Consider the following 18,077-nt stretch of genomic DNA (forward strand, 5'->3'; position numbering starts at 1 on the left):
CTGAAGGCGCCTTCGGCAGAACTTGAAATGGTGGAAATGTCAAAGTCGCCATATTCTAATAAAGTGCGTTTTCCGTTTTCCCATATAGCGGCAGAAATCGGGTTCTCCTCAGAAGCCAGCTTAATGTCTGTGTTGATGGCGTCTCCGCAAATAATACCATTGTTGCTTACGGCTTTAAATCTGCCACACTTTGTGAAGTCGCTCGGGTCAGCCTCTGTGATCCATGAAAGCGTTCCGTCTTTTGTGTTATAAATGAAGCTTTCCATGTCCATTCCGTTTATGGAATGCTCAGTGGCTAATGACGTTCCGACAAAGTACTGGCCGTTGGGTGATATTCCACATCCGCTGATGTTTTCGCCAAGGATCTTGAATCCTTTCTCTGCGTTGGCATTATTCGGTAATGCCGTAAAAGCAGCCATTAGAAAAATGAAGATCTTTTTCATAAGCAAAAAGGTTTAAAGTTTTTAAAACAATTATTTCACACAAATATTCATCGTCCGATTTACGTCTGCCAGAAAACAGAACAAATATCTTCAAGAAAGCATTATGTCCGGCAGACTTTTCTCACTTGCAAATGTATGCATTGCTTTAAACAAATGCAAACCGAAGATATCCAACTTTCTGAAAATCGGTGATAATAAATAATAAAAAGTCTGATTATATTTACAATCAGACTTCAATTTTCAGGAAATAATCTTAAATGGCATAAAAACCTTACACGCAAGTATCAAACAGACTCTTTCAGTTTGTCTCTATACATGGAAGGTGTTATTCCAACAATCTTGCGAAAAAGTTCAACAAATGTTGTGTACGACTTAAACCCTACACTCTCCGCTATGGCGTTCAACGTATAAGAACCATAGCCTGCTGTGTCGGACATACGCAGACAAGCAAGATGGATGCGGTAATCGTTAACATAATTCTTGAAACTTTTATGGAACGTGTCGTGTATTACAAGCGAAACATACTTGTTGTTAGAGCCCACTAAAACGGCAAGGCGAGCAAGAGAAAAATCGGGACGGCAAAATTCCGTTGTGTTCTCCATTATATCAATCACTGAATCGAGCAGCTTTCTGCGCATGTCATCATTGATGCCACCCGACTTGGCTTTATGTGCCATATCGTCAGACTGCTCTGAGACACCGGCATCCTTGACTACATCATCGGCATCATAGGCTGCCAGCCTACCCCGAAGCTGTTCGGCCTCGGCCTCCGACTCTTTAAGACGGCTTACCGCATCGTTCAGGCGCTGCCTCATTATCTCCTGATTATTGACAAAGTTGCGGTTGACGACAAACAGATTGTTGTAGCTCTTGTCTATACGCTTTTTCTGTCTATATACAACAAGCAAGAGCAGCCCTACGACAAGCGTTACCACAGACACGGCGGCTATGGTGTATCTTTGCGCCGAGATTGTGAGCACACGCTCCTTCTCGCGCTCGTTGAGCGAGGCTATGTATTTGTCATACTTGTCCATCTCATAAAGCGTCTGCTCGTTTTTGACTCTATCGAAATCATGTATATTGTAAACCGAGTCTCTGTCTTTCTGATAACGGGCACGGTATCTGCTTGCCGACTTGTAGTCGCCTTGGGCATCAAAATAGTCGGCATGGTCCAAAAGAACATCAAGATAGAAATAATGAATGCCGTGCTTCACAGCAGTGTTTTCACACAGCTTGAGATATTTAAGCGTAGAGTCGCGCTCGCCAAGCTCCATATAGCTTTTATATAGCTTTTTATAAGCTGAACAAATAAATCTCGGCTCCATGCCGACATCAAAGCTATATGACAACAAACTCTTGAAATTACTGACGGCCTGGGCGAAATTCTTCTCTGCTATAAGTATCAAGCCATAATTAAAGCGCCCCATAAAATTGTCAGCCTTGCTGTTCTTGTCCTTCAACTTTTCAGACAAATTAAAACATTTACGGGCCTCGCGTGTCTTTCCTAACTGTACATTCAATATGGTAAGGTTCGTTAATATTTTATACTCATTTTGATGGTCACGGTATTTACTACAGCACTTGTATCCCGTCTCATAATACGTATAAGCCTTCTCCAACTCATTGAACGCACAGTAAACATTTGCTATATTATTATAAAACCGTCCTATTCCTTTCTGGTCTTCACAAGTCTTTATTATCCGCAAGCCGCTGAAATAGGCCTTAAGGGCATCTGCAAATCCTCCTTTCATGTAATAAATGTTGCCTTTCTTCAGGAACGCCATGGCGCAATGATATTTGTCTTCGTCGGACAGCTTGTCGTCCATACGGTTACATACAACCATGTAATACACCAGCGCCGTGTCCTGATGACCTGCCTCAAGATAGCGGTCGGCCTGCCTCATCACACTCTTTATCGACGACTTTGACGTCTTTTTGACCAATGTCATATAGTCTTTGGCCAGCACGCGGGCACCGGCGCATGAGGGCAGGAGCATCAGCAGCACAAGCAGAAGCGTGCGCAACGCCATGAAGCAAGAATTTAAAACTGTACGAAGGGCACCGGCCTTATCGTGTGCAGGTTCTGCCGTAGAGAGCTGCGAACCAAGGCACCGAGATATCTGTGATGCCGGATTATAGGATGAATTTATAATGCTTATGATGATTTTCATTATCCGTAATGATTTCTACGTTTATATTCAAGGCCTGTAGAGAAAGCCAAAATATCAGCAAAGATAGTGAAAGGTGAGAGCAATACAAAATGAAAAAATACTTTTTTTTATTTTTATTGCCGAACCGACGACTATCTTATTCAAAAAAATATGGATAAACTTAGCCTGTACGAGTTTACAGCATGGTGCTCACCAATACTCTTCCATGCACGGCAGACACGCAATATTTAATGCTCACAAGACTGCCGTCCGTCACCTTGGCGCCACTACAACAGGGAAATAAGCCGTGGGCGGCAACGCAGGATGCGGATGCAGATGGGTGCTTAGACTGTGAACTATTGAATACCATGACTAAGGCAAACAAGCTAAATAAGGCACAAAAAAAGGGCGCGGCTCTTACGGACCGCGCCCTTGGGCTATGATATATTCATCTTAAAGTTGCCGCAAGCGGCGCTAAACGGGATGTTATTTCACCTCTATCTGACGTGCTGCAGGACATTCGGGCTTAGCCATCTTAGGCAGCGTTACGGTGAGCACGCCGTCGTTTACTCTGGCTGCGATAGCCTCCTTCTCAACGTCGTCGGGCAGCAGCAGCGTCTGTTCAAACTTGCTGTAGGCAAACTCGCGGCGCAGATAGTGGCTCTTCTTGTCCTCCTCTTTCTTCTCGGTGTGAGCCTCCATGTGTATGTGCAGGTTGCCGTCCTTGTCGATGTTCACGTTGAAGTCGTCCTTGGTCATTCCCGGGGCAGCCACTTCCACGGTGTAATCTTTCTCGGTTTCCTTGACGTTGATGGCCGGTGCCGTAGCCTTAGTTCTTGTCATGAAGTCTGTGTCAAAGAAGTCGTTGAAAACTTCGGGCATCCAATTGTTTCTGCTAATTACTGGTAACATAATAAATCCTCCTTATAATTTTTTTAATCCTTTCATTTTTCTGCCGCCCTGCCCGCCGGTATCCCGGTCGCGCCTTGCGGCTGCCTGAGGCTCCTGAGCCAAAGGCTTTCGCTTACATAAGTGCAACATGCGTGCCACTTACAGATTTAGACAAATTGGCATTATTCATTGACAATATGTCAGAAAAGATTAATTTTTTTAAACTTTCGAGCCGAAAACACTAGCATTTTGTCAGAATATGATAGCCTGCCCCACCCTTCGCAGCACCAAAACATGCACTATCGTTATGCCGTAGCCCTAAATTACGGCACAGACTTGGCATCATGCAGGCAAAAGCCGCGCAAGCTCCCAATTTCTAAGAGGATGCCTTTTGCATCATAAAAGAATATCTTTTACACGCCAAAAGGGCAACTTTCGCAGGCTGAAACACGGCATTTTGCAACCGAACGCCCATAAAACGAATAACCATCTGATTATCAATATATTACACAACATGCAAATATTATAACGGAGACAACCGCATGAATTTTACTAAAAATGCCGGCATGGCAGGCTGGATGGCGTTAAACGCAAGCATGGAGAACCCACGGGAATGAAACAGACAAAAGCCGCTAATGGCACAAACGAAAGGCAGGGGCACAAAAAAAGGCAGGGCGCACAACGGCGCCCCGCCCATGGAGACTATGAAAAAATAAATTTATAGCGTTCTTTCCATTAGTCGTTCAACTTAGCCTTGATGAACTCGCGGTTCAGACGGGCTATGTTGGCGATGGTCTCGTTCTTCGGGCACTCAGCCTCGCAGGCGCGGGTGTTGGTGCAGTTACCGAATCCGAGCTCTTCCATCTTCATTATCATTGCCTTGGCACGCTTGGCAGCCTCGGGACGACCCTGGGGCAGAAGAGCCAGCTGGCTTACCTTAGAGCTTACGAAAAGCATGGCAGAACCGTTCTTGCAGGCAGCAACACAAGCGCCGCAGCCGATACAAGTAGCGCAGTCCATAGCCTCGTCGGCAGCCTCTTTAGGTATAAGAATGGCGTTAGCGTCCTGGGGCTGTCCGGTGCGTACGGTGATATATCCGCCTGCCTGTATGATCTTGTCGAATGCTCCGCGGTCAACCATGCAGTCCTTGATAACAGGGAATGCAGCCGAACGCCACGGCTCAACGGTGATGACGTCGCCGTCCTTGAACTTACGCATATACAGCTGGCATGTTGTAGCTCCGGTGTTAGGGCCGTGAGGATGTCCGTTGATGTAGAGCGAGCACATGCCGCAGATGCCCTCGCGGCAGTCGTGGTCGAACACGAACGGCTCCTTGCCTTCCTCAATGAGCTGCTCGTTCAGAATGTCGAGCATCTCGAGGAAAGATGTATCATCGGGGATGTCCTTCATCTCGCGTGTGTCAAAATGGCCCTCGGCTTTCGGTCCGTTCTGACGCCAGAATTTCAGTGTGAATGAAATGTTTGCCATATTTTTAGTTCTTATAATTTCTGGTTTGTACTTTTATTGCTTCATAGTGCAGAGGCTCCTTGATAAGCTCGGGCGCCTTCTCGTCGCTGCCCTGGTACTCCCAGCAGCCTACATAGAAGAAGTTTTCGTCGTCGCGCTTAGCCTCGCCTTCCTCAGTCTGGTACTCCTCACGGAAGTGACCGCCGCATGACTCGTTACGAGAGAGAGCGTCGTAAGCCACGAGCTCGCCCATTGTGATGAAGTCGCGCAGGTGTATAGCCTTGTCAAGCTCGGTGTTAAGACCCTCTTTTGAGCCCGGGATAAACAGGTTGGTCTCAAACTCCTTGCGTATTTTCTTGATCTTCTCGAGACCTGTCTTCAGGCCCTCGGCTGTACGGCCCATGCCCACATACTCCCACATTACGTGGCCAAGTTCCTTGTGGATAGAGTCGACAGAGCGCTTGCCCTTGATGTTCATCAGGCGGTCGATTTCAGCCTGAACGGCCTTTTCAGCCTCCTCAAACTCGGGCAGGTCGGTAGAGATGCGAGGCCAGATAGACTGGTCGGCCAGATAGTTCTGTATGGTGTAAGGCAGAACGAAGTAGCCGTCGGCCAGACCCTGCATAAGAGCTGACGCACCCAGACGGTTGGCACCGTGGTCAGAGAAGTTGCACTCGCCGATGGCGAACAGACCTGTGATGCTTGTCATGAGCTCATAGTCAACCCAGATACCGCCCATTGTATAGTGGATGGCAGGATAGATCATCATCGGGTTGTAATACTTCACGCCGTTAATCTCGTTAGCAAGCTCGCCCGGATTGACGTCTGTGATTTCCTCATACATGTCGAAGAGGTTGCCGTAGCGCTGGCGTACAACGTCGATGCCGAGGCGCTCGATGCTCTCAGAGAAGTCGAGGAACACGGCCAGACCTGTGTTGTTAACACCGAAGCCCTTGTCGCAGCGCTCCTTGGCAGCACGCGAAGCAACGTCGCGGGGAACGAGGTTACCGAATGCCGGATAGCGGCGCTCCAGATAGTAGTCGCGGTCTTCCTCAGGAATGTCGCTTCCCTTCTTTGTTCCGGCCTGCAGAGCCTTGGCGTCCTCAAGCTTCTTGGGCACCCAGATACGTCCGTCGTTACGCAGAGACTCAGACATAAGCGTAAGCTTCGACTGGTTGTCTCCGTGTACAGGGATACATGTCGGGTGGATCTGAACGTAAGAAGGATTGGCGAAGTAAGCGCCCTTGCGGTAGCAAGACATGGCAGCTGTACAGTTACAGCCCATGGCGTTGGTTGAAAGGAAGTATGTGTTACCGTATCCGCCGGTAGCTATAACCACTGCGTTGGCAGAGAAGCGCTCCAGCTTTCCGGTTACGAGATTCTTGGCAATGATACCACGTGCACGGCCGTCAACGAGCACAACGTCTTCCATTTCGTAGCGTGTGTAGAGCTTAACGCGGCCTGCGTGTATCTGGCAGCTGAGTGCAGAGTAGGCACCGAGCAGCAGCTGCTGGCCTGTCTGACCCTTAGCGTAGAATGTACGTGACACCTGAGCACCGCCGAACGAACGGTTGGCAAGCATGCCGCCGTATTCGCGTGCGAAAGGAACACCCTGTGCAACACACTGGTCGATGATGTTGTTAGACACCTCAGCCAGACGGTAAACGTTAGCCTCGCGTGCACGGTAGTCACCACCCTTCACTGTGTCGTAGAACAGACGGTAAACAGAGTCGCCGTCGTTCTGATAGTTCTTGGCAGCGTTGATACCGCCCTGAGCAGCGATAGAGTGAGCGCGGCGCGGAGAGTCCTGTATGCAGAAGTTCAACACGTTGAAGCCCATCTCGCCCAGGCTGGCTGCTGCACTGGCACCTGCCAGACCCGTACCTACGACGATAACGTCGAGCTTCAGCTTGTTCTTAGGGTTAACCAGGCGCTGATGTGCCTTATAGTTGGTCCATTTTTCAGCTATCGGACCTTCAGGTATTCTGGAATCTATTTGTTTTGCCATAATATTCTTTCTAAATAATTATGAATTTTGAGTTACGCATTTTGAACTACAATTACAACAGGCTCGGTGCGCATCCGAAAGCGAAAGCAAGCACTACAACGAGGAAGCCCAGCATGAGGAGAGTTGTGTAAACCAGGCCGATGACCTTCCAGCGCTGGAACCAAACCTTGCCGCTCCATCCGAAAGTCTGCATTGCGCTCCAGAATCCGTGTGAGAGGTGGAACCAGATAGCAGCAAGCCAGATGATGTAAAGCACAACGTAAACCGGGCAAGAGAATGTGTCTACGATGTAGGCAAATCCGTCAGCCGGATGATGAGGAACGCTGATGCCTGTCAGTTCGGCAAACATCATGTTGTACCAGAAGTTGAACAAGTGAAGCAGAAGACCGAGCAGAACGATGATGCCGAGCACCAGCATGTTCTGAGAAGCCCACTCCACCTTAGAGGGACGTGTTGTCACAGCGTAGCGCTCGTTTCCGCGTGCACGGCGGTTCTGCATTGTCAGCAGGAACGCATATACGATGTGAATCACCGCAAGAGCCGCAAGAGCCAGAGTTGCAACAAGTGCATACCAGTTGGCTCCGAGGAACTCACAAACCATGTTGTAAGCATCTCCTGAGAAAAGAGCTACTACGTTCATTGACATGTGGAACGTCAAGAACAGGATAAGCGCAATACCTGTTACGGACATCACGACTTTCCTTCCAATAGATGAATTACATAACCACATAAATGATTGAAATTTAAGTATTTAACTGTATTAATTAATAATGTTTCTCTACATTTAAGTGTACTGCATAACCCAAGGTCAGCCCCGCCGCAATACCTTCTTTTAGGTATTTTAGCGTTTATTATGAGGATGCAAATATACTCTATTTTAGCGATAAATCAAACTATTTCATCAAAAATTCAATTTAATTTCTTACTTTTGCGCCAAATTGATATTGCTCTAAAAATTATAAGGATAATATGCTTCTTAAATATGACGTCATCGTGATAGGCGGCGGACACGCCGGCTGCGAGGCTGCCACGGCCTCGGCCAACATGGGCGCAAGCACCTGCCTTGTGACGATGGACATGAACAAAATTGCGCAGATGAGCTGCAACCCGGCCATCGGCGGAATAGCAAAGGGACAGATTGTCAGGGAAATCGACGCGCTGGGCGGACAGACGGCAATAGTGACCGACGCCACAGCCATACAGTTCAGGATGCTCAACCGCTCAAAAGGCCCGGCCGTGTGGAGCCCGAGGGCACAATGCGACAGAGGCAAGTTTATATGGAAATGGCGCGAGGTGCTCGACACGACGCCCAACCTCGACATCTGGCAGGACGAGGCCTGCGAGCTCATAATAGAGAACGGCGAGGCCGCGGGAGTGAAGACCGTGTGGGGAGTTGAGCTGAGAGCCAAGAGCGTGGTGATAACGGCGGGAACCTTCCTGAACGGACTGCTGCACATAGGACGCAAGCAGCTGCCCGGCGGACGCATAGCCGAGCCGGCCGTGAAAGACCTGACCGAAAGCATAACACGCCACGGAATAAGAAGCGCAAGGATGAAGACCGGCACGCCGGTGCGCATAGACATGAGGTCGGTGCACTTTGAGGACATGGAGATACAGGAGGGCGAAAACGACTTCCACCAGTTCAGCTTCATGGCTCCCCACCGACAGCTCAGGCAGCTGCCGTGCTGGACATGCTACACAAACAAGGAGGTGCACGACACGCTGAGAAGCGGACTGGCCGACTCGCCGCTCTACAACGGACAGATACAGAGCATAGGGCCGCGCTACTGCCCCTCGATAGAAACAAAGCTGGTAACCTTCCCCGACAAGGAGCAACACCCGCTCTTCCTTGAGCCTGAAGGCGAAACCACCAACGAGATGTATCTCAACGGATTCTCGTCGAGCATGCCGATGGAGGTGCAGATTGCAGCACTGAGAAAAATTCCGGCGCTGCGCGACGCCAAGGTCTACCGTCCGGGCTACGCCATCGAGTATGACTTCTTCGACCCTACCCAGCTCGACCACTCGCTCGAGTCTAAGATAATAAAAGGTCTGTTCCTTGCCGGACAGGTGAACGGAACCACAGGATACGAGGAGGCAGGCGGCCAGGGAACCATTGCCGGAATAAATGCGGCGATAAGATGCGGCGGCGGCGAACCGTTCATCCTTCACCGCGACGAGGCATACATCGGTGTGCTCATTGACGACCTCGTGACGAAAGGCGTCGACGAACCTTACCGAATGTTCACAAGCCGCGCCGAATACAGAATACTGCTCCGACAGGACGACGCCGACGCCCGACTGACCGAGAAGGCCTACAACCTCGGATTGGCAAAGCGCGACAGATACGACTGGTGGATGCAGAAGAAGGAAGCGATGGAAAGCATCATAAACTTCTGCGCCACCACTCACGTCAAGCCGAAGGACATCAACGCGGCGCTCGAGTCGCTCGGCACCACCCCGCTGCGCGAAGGATGCAAGCTGATCGACCTCGTGGCCCGTCCGCAGATTAACCTGCAGAATCTTTCCGAACTTGTACCCGAACTGAAGCAGCTCATAGCCTCGCTGCCCAACCGCAACGATGAAACGGCAGAGGCTGCTGAGATAAAAATGAAATACAAGGGTTACATCGAACGCGAGCGAATTGTGGCCGACAAAATGCACCGCCTGGAGAACATCAAAATAAAGGGCCATTTCAACTATCTCGAGATGGAACAGCTCTCGACCGAGGCCCGTCAAAAGCTTGCAAAAATCAACCCCGACACGCTGGCTCAGGCAAGCCGAATTCCGGGTGTCTCGCCGAGCGACATCAACATCATGCTGGTGCTGATGAAAAGGTAAAACAGCCGTATGTTTCACGTGAAACAAAATGAGCATTTTTTGTTAAGCGAAAACGTTGGAACCGACTGAAAGATAGTAAGATACAAAATCGGGACACAAATTTACTTTAAGGCAAAATTTGATGTTCCTCACGATAAAAAGGAGCAATATTTCAGAACGTCTGACTCCTCTTATTATGCCCTTAGGGTGCCCCTGCCGAGGCACGGCTCTGCCCTGCCCCGACGGCTGCCGTGAGGCGATGCCCGAGGCGCCGAAAAGCCACTTTCTAAAAGGTGGCCTTTCAGCGTGCAAAAGGTATCCTTTCGGGCTGCAAAAGACCACCTTTTGCGAGCCAAAAGACGACCTTTTGGAAAGCCACGAAAAACAGCCCTTTGCAACGGCAGCAGTCTGCCGTCGAAGAATGCGGCCACGATTTCGGCAGAAATATCTGACGACAAAAAAGCAGAAACAGCACAAGCCGCGGCAGCATCTGCCCGCAGCGACAAAACACAACACAGCGGGCGAAAAAGGCGGAAGCACGGACGAAAAAGCCCCACGGCAAGAATATGCGCCGAAAAGGCCGCAAAACGCCGCAAGCGGAAAAACCATGCGGCAGCGCAGCCGGAAAACAAGACATCCGCAACGCCATGCCGCACACATAATATATATATAGCGCACAATGCGCCGAAAACAGCGAACAAGAGATAATATTAGTATAAAGTACGTAACTAAAAAGAAAAGATGAACAACAAAACACTATTGGAGAATCTGAGATGTATTCCTGATTTTCCGCAGAAAGGAGTAAATTTCAGAGACGTAACAACACTGTTTAAGAATCCGAAATGTCTCCAGATAATGGAAGACGAGCTTTACGAGATGTACAAAGACAAGGGCGTAACCAAGATTGTGGGCATAGAGAGCCGCGGCTTCGTCATGGCCTCTGCACTGGCCATAAAGCTCAACGCCGGCGTTGTTTTGTGCCGTAAGCCCGGCAAGCTGCCCGGCGAAACCGTACAGGAGAGCTACTCGAAGGAGTATGGCACCGACACTATCGAGATTCATAAGGACGCCATCACCGAGGACGACATCGTGCTGCTGCACGACGACCTGCTGGCTACAGGCGGCACCATGAAGGCTGCGTACGACCTTGTGAAGAAGTTTAACCCGAAGAAAGTATACGTAAACTTCCTCATCGAACTTATACACGAAGACCTCAACGGCCGCAGCAACTTCGAAGAAGACACAGACATAACAAGCCTGCTGCAGGTATAAATTTTTAGGAGTTAAAGAAGTTAGAGTAGTTATCGCCCACTGCGCGGGCTAAGGAGTTAAAGCCATTAGCCCGCGCTTTATTACAAAACTTCTTATGTTGCAAGAGCAAAATAACGGGCATTATTTATATCTTTAAAAGAGTATTCAGAGATATAAGACTGATACCTTATAGAAGCTACCATTACGTATGCCGACACATTATATCATTCCGAAACGCTACAGACATAATGCTATAATGTTCATCAAGCCAAAGCTCACTACATACAGAATAAGGACACATAGGCAAGGCGTATTCAACCGGCAAGGCAAATGGCTTTAACTACTCTAACTACCATAACTCCTTTAACTCCTCTATTTAAAGTTTCACGTGAAACAAAATTTTTCAAAACCATTTTAAATAAGGCACTTACGCGGCATGACTAAAGAAGAAAACGAGAAGAGGCTGGCACGGCTGAAGGCCATTGTGAGCAACCTGCCCGACAAGCCGGGCAGCTATCAATACTATGACGAAAGCGGCACCATAATATATGTTGGCAAGGCCAAGAACCTGAAGAACCGCGTGTCGTCCTACTTTCATAAGGAAGTGGACAGATACAAGACCAAGGTGCTTGTAAGCAAGATTCACGACATAACATATACCGTGGTGAACAGCGAAGAAGACGCGCTGCTGCTCGAGAACAGTCTGATAAAGAAATATCAGCCCAAATACAACATTTTGCTCAAAGACGGCAAGACTTACCCCTCTATCTGCGTAACTAAAGAATATCTGCCGCGCATATTCAAGACGCGTACAATAAACAAGAAATGGGGCTCTTATTACGGTCCTTACAGCCATCTGCCTTCTATGTATGCCGTGCTCGACCTGATAAAAAAGCTGTATAAGCCGCGCACCTGCCGCTTTCCGATAACGCGCGAAGGCATCGAACAGGGAAAATATAAGCCCTGCCTGGAGTATCACATCAAGAACTGCGGCGCGCCGTGCATAGGCAAGCAGAGCTACGAGGAGTATCAGGAGAGCATCGCCCAGGCGCGCGAAATACTGAAAGGAAACACGCGCGAGCTGTCGAAAATGCTCTTCGCGCAGATGCAGAAACTGGCCGAAGAACTGCGTTTTGAGGAGGCAGAAGCCATAAAACAGAAGTATCTGCTGCTCGAAAACTTCTGTTCAAAGAGCGAAGTGGTGAGCCACACGATCAATAATGTAGACGTTTTCTCGGTAACAGACGACGAAAAAACGGCCTATGTGAACTATATCCACGTGATGAACGGCAGCATAAACCAGGCCTTCACGTTCGAGATGAAGAAGAAGCTGAACGAGAGCGAAGACGAGATTCTGCAGCTCGGAATACTGCAAATACGCGAGAAAGTGGGCAGTACGTCGCGCGAAATAATAGTGCCCTTTATCCCCGACATGACGCTCGAAGGCGTTACGTTCACCGTGCCGCAGCGAGGCGACAAGAAGACGCTGCTCGACCTGTCGGTGATGAACGGAAAACAGTATCGTTTCGACCGCCTCAAACAGGCCGAAAAGCTCAATCCGGAGCAGAAATCAGTGCGCCTTATGAAGGAAATTCAGAACGCCCTGAAGCTGCCCAAGATGCCTTATCAGATAGAGATGTTCGACAACTCTAACATCAGCGGAACCGACGCCGTGGCGGCCTGCGTGGTGTTCAAGAAGATGAAACCGAGCAAGAAAGACTACCGGAAATACATAATAAAGACGGTTACAGGCCCCGACGACTATGCCTCGATGCAGGAGGTTGTAAGGCGCCGCTACACCCGTCTGCGCGACGAAGGACAGCCCCTGCCCGACCTCATAATAACCGACGGCGGACAAGGACAGATGAGCGTCGTGAGAGAGGTTGTAGAGGGCGAACTTCACCTCGACATTCCTATAGCCGGACTGGCCAAAGACGACCGCCACCGCACCAACGAACTGCTCTACGGATGGCCGCCCGTAGTGGTCGGAATGAAGACCGACAGCGAGCTTTTCCACCTGCTTACGCACATGCAGGACGAGGTGCACCGCTTTGCCATAACCTTCCACCGCGACAAGCGCAGCAAGCATGCGCTGCACTCGGAACTGGACGACATTAAGGGCATCGGACCCAAGACAAAAGACCTGCTGCTGAAGGAACTGAAGACCGTGAAGCGCATAAAGGAGGCAAGCATTGAAGAAATAGCAGCGATTATAGGGCCTTCTAAGGCAAAAATAATTGCTGAACACTTTGAAAACACATAAAAATAAGGACCGAATATCATACAAAGAACAACATAATGCGTATAAAAGCCTATACACATTGACATTCTTTAACTATATAATACGATGATATTCGCACTCAAAAAAGTATATTTGTGATTTAGAATGCAACAAAACAAAGCCTTATGATAAAGAACAAAATAATAACAATCTGCGCTGTCCTACTGTCACTAATCCAACCATTGCCGTCCGCGTCAAACGGCATAACAGCCAACAACATTTCATCATCAAAAAGCACGACAATACAAAGCCCTGAAAAAGGTGCAAACAGTAAAGAACACAATACAGCCTACGATGACGAAAGCGATGTCCTGGACATCAAAAAGACATCAATAATGTACAAAAAATTTCTCAATGCATCAACAGACAGCACCGGCAGCTATGACAGCCAACTAATCATATTACCGCAGTACAGCTACGACGAAAAAACAATGCACACAGTGTTGACACTGAACCTCTCAAGCAACGACGGAAGCGAATCAAACAACGACGTACTGCAAAAGATGAAGAGCTTATCACAAAAGCATGAATCCAAATACGACATGATAGGCTATGCTACTATAATGTTCGATGATGAAGAAGAGTTTACATGCCTTATGATGTACGCTTACAAGGAAGATGCAAAAATTCCTTACCACGCCATCTACCTCATCTTAAGTCAAACACAAGAAAGCAACCGAATCGACGAGATAAACGATGGCACATGGAATATCTGGAGTAAGCTGAAATATGTCAACTCACGTCTTACAAAAAAGAATATCAGCTTTATAACTTTAAGCGACATAAACAAGAACTATATCGGATATATCGGTCTTGACTCATCGACAAAAGAATGCATGTACAGCATCCTTCACAAATTAGGCGACAATCTCGGTTCACACGAAATATACAAATATAACTGGGAATAACCTGGAACAAAAAAAAGAAAGAAGAGATATGAAGATAGTAATACAGCGCGTAAGCCGCGCGTCGGTAACGATTGACGGACAGGTAAAGTCGGCCATCGGCAAGGGCTACATGATACTGCTCGGAGTGGCAGAAGGAGACACGTCGGAAGACGTCGACTGGCTGGTAAAGAAGGTGGCATCGCTGCGCGTCTTCGACGACGAGCAGGGCGTGATGAACATACCTATAACAGCCATCAACGGCGAGATACTCGTCATCAGCCAGTTCACCCTGCTGGCATCCTACAAGAAAGGCAACCGCCCATCATGGATTCATGCCGCCAAGCATGAAGTTTCTATTCCGCTATACAACGAGTTCTGCGACAAGCTGAGCCGCGAAATAGGCCGCCAGGTAGGCACGGGAGAGTTTGGAGCCGACATGAAGGTTGAGCTGGTGAACGATGGTCCCGTAACCATCTGCATGGACACCAGACATAAGGAATAGCAGCCACGCCCCATGCATCAGGCAGACCAAGACGGCAGCAGAAAGCACAACAAACCGCATTTAAGGCCCTCTGAGGCTATAAAACAGCACCGACGGCATAGTTATAGGCAAAAGGAGAGAAAACGCCTTACAGGCAAAATAAACGCATAAATATATGGACAACGACATAACAATACGCGAGGCACAGCAGCTCGTAGACCAATGGATAAGGCAGTACGGCGTGCGCTACTTCAGCGAACTGACCAACATGGCATGCCTCACCGAGGAGGTGGGCGAGCTGGCGCGCATCATGGCACGCAAGTATGGCGACCAGAGCTTCAAGCAGGGCGAAGAACAAGACCCGGCAGACGAGATGGCCGACGTGCTGTGGGTGCTGATGTGCCTGGCAAACCAGACGGGAGTTGACCTCACGGAGGCACTCAGAAAGAACCTCGAAAAGAAGACCAGCCGCGACAAGACGAGGCATATAAACAATGAAAAATTAAAAAGTAAAAATTAAAAATTATATCATTATGGCAACAGAAAACGACAACAAGAAGCACGAATGCTCACACGAGCACAAGCACGAGACAGAGTTTCCGAAAATGAGCAAATACGACGAGGCTCTGAGCAAATATAACACCGAGATCGACGATGCAGAAGTGCGCGAGGCAGTAAAGAAGATTATAGCCGAGAAGGTGCACGAGAACGACACGCCGGAGATAAAGAAATTCCTCTTCGGAAGCATCGAACTGACATCGCTCAAGACCACCGACTCGGAGGAAAGCATACTGGCTTTCACGGAGAAGGTTAACGAGTTTGACGCCACCTACCCCGACCTGCCCCACGTGGCAACAATCTGCGTATATCCATGCTTTGCCAAGACGGTGAGCGAGTCGCTCGAAATCGACGGCGTTGAGATAGCCTGTGTGTCAGGCAGTTTCCCGTCTTCACAGGCCGTTATCGAGGTCAAGGTTGCCGAGACAGCGCTTGCCGTTAAGGACGGTGCAACGGAGATTGACATCGTTATGCCCGTGGGCAAGTTCCTCAGCGGCGACTATGAGGGCGTGGCCGACGACATCAACGAACTGAAACAGGCATGCGGCGAAGCACCGATGAAGGTTATCCTCGAGACAGGATGCCTCAAGACAGCCTCTAACATAAAGAAGGCTTCGATAATAGCAATGTATGCCGGTGCCGACTATATCAAGACTTCTACGGGCAAGCTTGAGCCTGCCGCTACGCCGGAGGCTGCTTACGTGATGTGCCAGGCCATCAAGGAATACTACGACGAGACAGGCATACAGATTGGTTTTAAGCCCGCAGGAGGCATCAATTCGGTGATGGACGCACTTATCTACTACACCATCGTTAAAGAGGTTCTGGGCGAAAAATGGCTCACCAACAAGTGGTTCCGCCTCGGCACAAGCCGTCTGGCCAACATGCTGCTAAGCGAACTGCTCGGCGAAGAGACAAAATTCTTCTAAAAGAAGGATTATGAGGGCCCGGAGATGATGGGACCTATAAGACTTATGGGGCTGATACGACATGAGCATAATAGGCTAACTGACAGCTGATTAGCCATGTTTTACAGCCTCATAAGTCATTTTTACCTTTAACAACAAGCCGCAAAACGCGGCATTTAACCTGCAACAAAAACACATGGAAAACAACTGTATTCAGCAGCACGGACACTAAAGATAACTTATTGTTTATCAGAAGGCTGAATGCATTTATGACATCACTTTTTATTTTGCGCATAAATATCTCGACAAGGCCGACCGAACAATTGACCAGATGATTCTGGCTGCACGCTCGGGCAAGTAGAATATTGCCGAAGGAAGCGCAGCAAGCAGCACCTGGAGAGAGACCGAACTGAAGCTTACAAACGTTGCGAAAGCCAGTCTGAAGGAACTTTTAATTGATTATAAGGACTATCTGAGAGTAAGAAATCTTGAACAATGGAGCGTCAACAGCACTAAGGCCATGCAGACAAGAATGGCATGCAAGAAGCATACTGACAGCACCTATTTCCGCAAGGCAATAACGGTAAGGCCGGACGAGACAATAGCCAACATAGCGATAACCCTTAATCATCAGACCGACTCGTCGCCGAGAAAGCTCATAGATCATCTTAAAACCGAATTCTTCACACACGGAGGAATAAAAGAAGAGATGTATGCCGCACGCAAAGAATGGCGCAGACAGAACCAATAATAAGCACATAAAAAAACGCAGAACCTGCCCTTTCAGCAAGCTCTGCGCCCTATCTGATATCTCTGATTTTCAACAAATTACAAGTCACATAAGTCCCATTACTCCCGTCAGAGGCATCATCACCCCAATGATAGGACATCATCCCCAAAAAATCTCTCTATCGCTCTCTACCCTACTTTACTTTGTCCTCTCAATGACAAAGCTCAGATAGGCCTCGAGACTGCGGCGAAGCGCGTCGTCAGTAACCTCAGTTTCGATAAACTCCATTGCCTCGCGGCGCATTTCCTCCATGCGTTTCTCGGCATATTCAATGCCCCCGTGCTCCTTGGTATAGTCCACCAAGATGGCTATTTCGTCCTGAGTTATCGTGCGCTCCTTCACCTTGTAAGCCAGCTTGCGTATGCTGTCTGGCGCCGAGTTGTTCACGGCATAAATGGCAGGCAGCGTCAGCTTGCCCTCAGCCATGTCGTTGCCCGTAGGCTTGCCTATTTCCGACGAGTCGTAATAGTCGAAGATGTCGTCTCTTATCTGGAAGATTATGCCCAGCGTCTGACCGAATTTCATGGCCTTGCCAATCTCGCTTTCTGGCATTCCGGCAGATATCGCACCCATTGCGCAGCATGCCTCAAAGAGCGCGGCGGTCTTCTGGCGTATCACATTATAGTAGATTTCTTCTGAAATCTGCTCGTTGGATATGCTCGTAAGCTGCAGTATCTCGCCGTTAGACAGCGTCCTACCCAGTTCAGCCAAATACTTGATTATCAGTTCGTTGTGCGTCTCAGCCACATGCAGCAGCGCCGTAGAAAGGATATAGTCGCCAATGAGCACTGCCACCTTGTTGTCATACAGGGCGTTGACCGATGCCTGGCCGCGCCTCTCGGTGCTCTCGTCAACCACGTCGTCGTGCACCAAGCTGGCCGTATGCAGCAACTCCAGGCCCACTGCGGCGTGCAGTGTGGCGCTGCTCACCGAACCATAGTTCTTGGCCATGAGCAGTATTAGCATGGGGCGCATGCGCTTTCCGGCGCGCTGGCGTATACGCCTGAAGATTTCTTCCTGCAGGTTGTCCGTATGTGTGAGCGACTTGTTGAACAGACTGATGAAGTCATCGAGTTCTGCTTTTATGGGCTCCTTAATAAGAGATAAATAATCCATCATGCTGCAATTTTAATACAAAAGTA

General features: G+C 48.9%; 14 protein-coding genes and 1 pseudogene. 8 read left to right on the forward strand and 7 right to left on the reverse strand.

Annotated elements, in window-relative coordinates:
- From ACZMIG_RS03505 to ACZMIG_RS03530, 6 genes and pseudogenes are all read right to left on the reverse strand, one after another.
- Positions 1-443, reverse strand: a pseudogene (locus ACZMIG_RS03505) (hypothetical protein); the annotation flags it as partial.
- A gap of 284 nt (positions 444-727) precedes the next feature.
- Positions 728-2,614 (reverse strand): helix-turn-helix domain-containing protein, encoded by a 1,887-nt coding sequence (locus ACZMIG_RS03510; protein ID WP_487889053.1) that lies wholly within the window; start codon positions 2,612-2,614, stop codon positions 728-730.
- A gap of 465 nt (positions 2,615-3,079) precedes the next feature.
- The gene (locus ACZMIG_RS03515; RefSeq protein WP_021855781.1) at positions 3,080-3,505 is read right to left on the reverse strand and encodes an Hsp20/alpha crystallin family protein; all 426 of its coding nucleotides are present in this window, start codon (positions 3,503-3,505) and stop codon (positions 3,080-3,082) included.
- Between the two features lie 714 nt (positions 3,506-4,219).
- Positions 4,220-4,972 (reverse strand): succinate dehydrogenase/fumarate reductase iron-sulfur subunit, encoded by a 753-nt coding sequence (locus ACZMIG_RS03520; protein WP_021855782.1) that lies wholly within the window; start codon positions 4,970-4,972, stop codon positions 4,220-4,222.
- A 4-nt stretch (positions 4,973-4,976) separates the two neighbouring features.
- Positions 4,977-6,959, reverse strand: coding sequence for a fumarate reductase/succinate dehydrogenase flavoprotein subunit (locus ACZMIG_RS03525; protein ID WP_021855783.1), 1,983 nt, complete (start codon positions 6,957-6,959; stop codon positions 4,977-4,979).
- Between the two features lie 52 nt (positions 6,960-7,011).
- Positions 7,012-7,689: a fumarate reductase gene (locus ACZMIG_RS03530; RefSeq protein ID WP_053397838.1), complete on the reverse strand. Its 678-nt coding sequence runs from the start codon at positions 7,687-7,689 to the stop codon at positions 7,012-7,014.
- Between the two features lie 239 nt (positions 7,690-7,928).
- Between ACZMIG_RS03530 and mnmG the strand changes: the two genes are divergently transcribed.
- From mnmG to ACZMIG_RS03570, 8 genes are all read left to right on the forward strand, one after another.
- Complete coding sequence (gene mnmG / locus ACZMIG_RS03535; RefSeq protein WP_487889054.1) at positions 7,929-9,800, forward strand: tRNA uridine-5-carboxymethylaminomethyl(34) synthesis enzyme MnmG; 1,872 nt, start codon at positions 7,929-7,931, stop codon at positions 9,798-9,800.
- Between the two features lie 720 nt (positions 9,801-10,520).
- Positions 10,521-11,051 (forward strand): adenine phosphoribosyltransferase, encoded by a 531-nt coding sequence (locus tag ACZMIG_RS03540; RefSeq protein ID WP_487889055.1) that lies wholly within the window; start codon positions 10,521-10,523, stop codon positions 11,049-11,051.
- A 415-nt stretch (positions 11,052-11,466) separates the two neighbouring features.
- Positions 11,467-13,293 (forward strand): excinuclease ABC subunit UvrC, encoded by a 1,827-nt coding sequence (gene uvrC, locus ACZMIG_RS03545; RefSeq protein WP_125105637.1) that lies wholly within the window; start codon positions 11,467-11,469, stop codon positions 13,291-13,293.
- Positions 13,294-13,436: 143 nt separating this feature from the next.
- Positions 13,437-14,219, forward strand: coding sequence for a hypothetical protein (locus ACZMIG_RS03550; RefSeq protein WP_302330329.1), 783 nt, complete (start codon positions 13,437-13,439; stop codon positions 14,217-14,219).
- Between the two features lie 28 nt (positions 14,220-14,247).
- Positions 14,248-14,700, forward strand: coding sequence for a D-aminoacyl-tRNA deacylase (dtd, locus tag ACZMIG_RS03555; protein WP_021855790.1), 453 nt, complete (start codon positions 14,248-14,250; stop codon positions 14,698-14,700).
- Positions 14,701-14,866: 166 nt separating this feature from the next.
- Entirely contained in the window at positions 14,867-15,199 is a 333-nt protein-coding gene (locus ACZMIG_RS03560) for a nucleotide pyrophosphohydrolase (protein WP_125105643.1), read from the forward strand.
- A gap of 13 nt (positions 15,200-15,212) precedes the next feature.
- Positions 15,213-16,166, forward strand: a complete 954-nt coding sequence (deoC, locus tag ACZMIG_RS03565; protein ID WP_053397842.1) for a deoxyribose-phosphate aldolase — start codon at positions 15,213-15,215, stop codon at positions 16,164-16,166.
- Between the two features lie 499 nt (positions 16,167-16,665).
- Positions 16,666-16,896 carry a four helix bundle suffix domain-containing protein gene (locus ACZMIG_RS03570; protein WP_418874227.1) on the forward strand — a complete coding sequence of 77 codons (231 nt, stop codon included), beginning with the start codon at positions 16,666-16,668 and terminating at the stop codon, positions 16,894-16,896.
- 177 nt (positions 16,897-17,073) lie between these two features.
- On the opposite strand, the gene ACZMIG_RS03575 is transcribed toward ACZMIG_RS03570, so the two are convergent.
- The gene (locus ACZMIG_RS03575; RefSeq protein WP_021855794.1) at positions 17,074-18,051 is read right to left on the reverse strand and encodes a polyprenyl synthetase family protein; all 978 of its coding nucleotides are present in this window, start codon (positions 18,049-18,051) and stop codon (positions 17,074-17,076) included.
- Positions 18,052-18,077: the final 26 nt, after the last annotated feature.

The organism is Xylanibacter sp., assembly GCF_057607445.1.

Bases quoted from the DNA above. Each gene is read 5' to 3' on its own strand.
- ACZMIG_RS03510 (WP_487889053.1), bottom strand. From the start codon at position 2,614: ATGAAAATCATCATAAGCATTATAAATTCATCCTATAATCCGGCATCA.
- ACZMIG_RS03515 (WP_021855781.1), bottom strand. From the start codon at position 3,505: ATGTTACCAGTAATTAGCAGAAACAATTGGATGCCCGAAGTTTTCAAC.
- ACZMIG_RS03520 (WP_021855782.1), bottom strand. From the start codon at position 4,972: ATGGCAAACATTTCATTCACACTGAAATTCTGGCGTCAGAACGGACCG.
- ACZMIG_RS03525 (WP_021855783.1), bottom strand. From the start codon at position 6,959: ATGGCAAAACAAATAGATTCCAGAATACCTGAAGGTCCGATAGCTGAA.
- ACZMIG_RS03530 (WP_053397838.1), bottom strand. From the start codon at position 7,689: ATGTGGTTATGTAATTCATCTATTGGAAGGAAAGTCGTGATGTCCGTA.
- mnmG (WP_487889054.1), top strand. From the start codon at position 7,929: ATGCTTCTTAAATATGACGTCATCGTGATAGGCGGCGGACACGCCGGC.
- ACZMIG_RS03540 (WP_487889055.1), top strand. From the start codon at position 10,521: ATGAACAACAAAACACTATTGGAGAATCTGAGATGTATTCCTGATTTT.
- uvrC (WP_125105637.1), top strand. From the start codon at position 11,467: ATGACTAAAGAAGAAAACGAGAAGAGGCTGGCACGGCTGAAGGCCATT.
- ACZMIG_RS03550 (WP_302330329.1), top strand. From the start codon at position 13,437: ATGATAAAGAACAAAATAATAACAATCTGCGCTGTCCTACTGTCACTA.
- dtd (WP_021855790.1), top strand. From the start codon at position 14,248: ATGAAGATAGTAATACAGCGCGTAAGCCGCGCGTCGGTAACGATTGAC.
- deoC (WP_053397842.1), top strand. From the start codon at position 15,213: ATGGCAACAGAAAACGACAACAAGAAGCACGAATGCTCACACGAGCAC.
- ACZMIG_RS03570 (WP_418874227.1), top strand. From the start codon at position 16,666: ATGCAGACAAGAATGGCATGCAAGAAGCATACTGACAGCACCTATTTC.
- ACZMIG_RS03575 (WP_021855794.1), bottom strand. From the start codon at position 18,051: ATGGATTATTTATCTCTTATTAAGGAGCCCATAAAAGCAGAACTCGAT.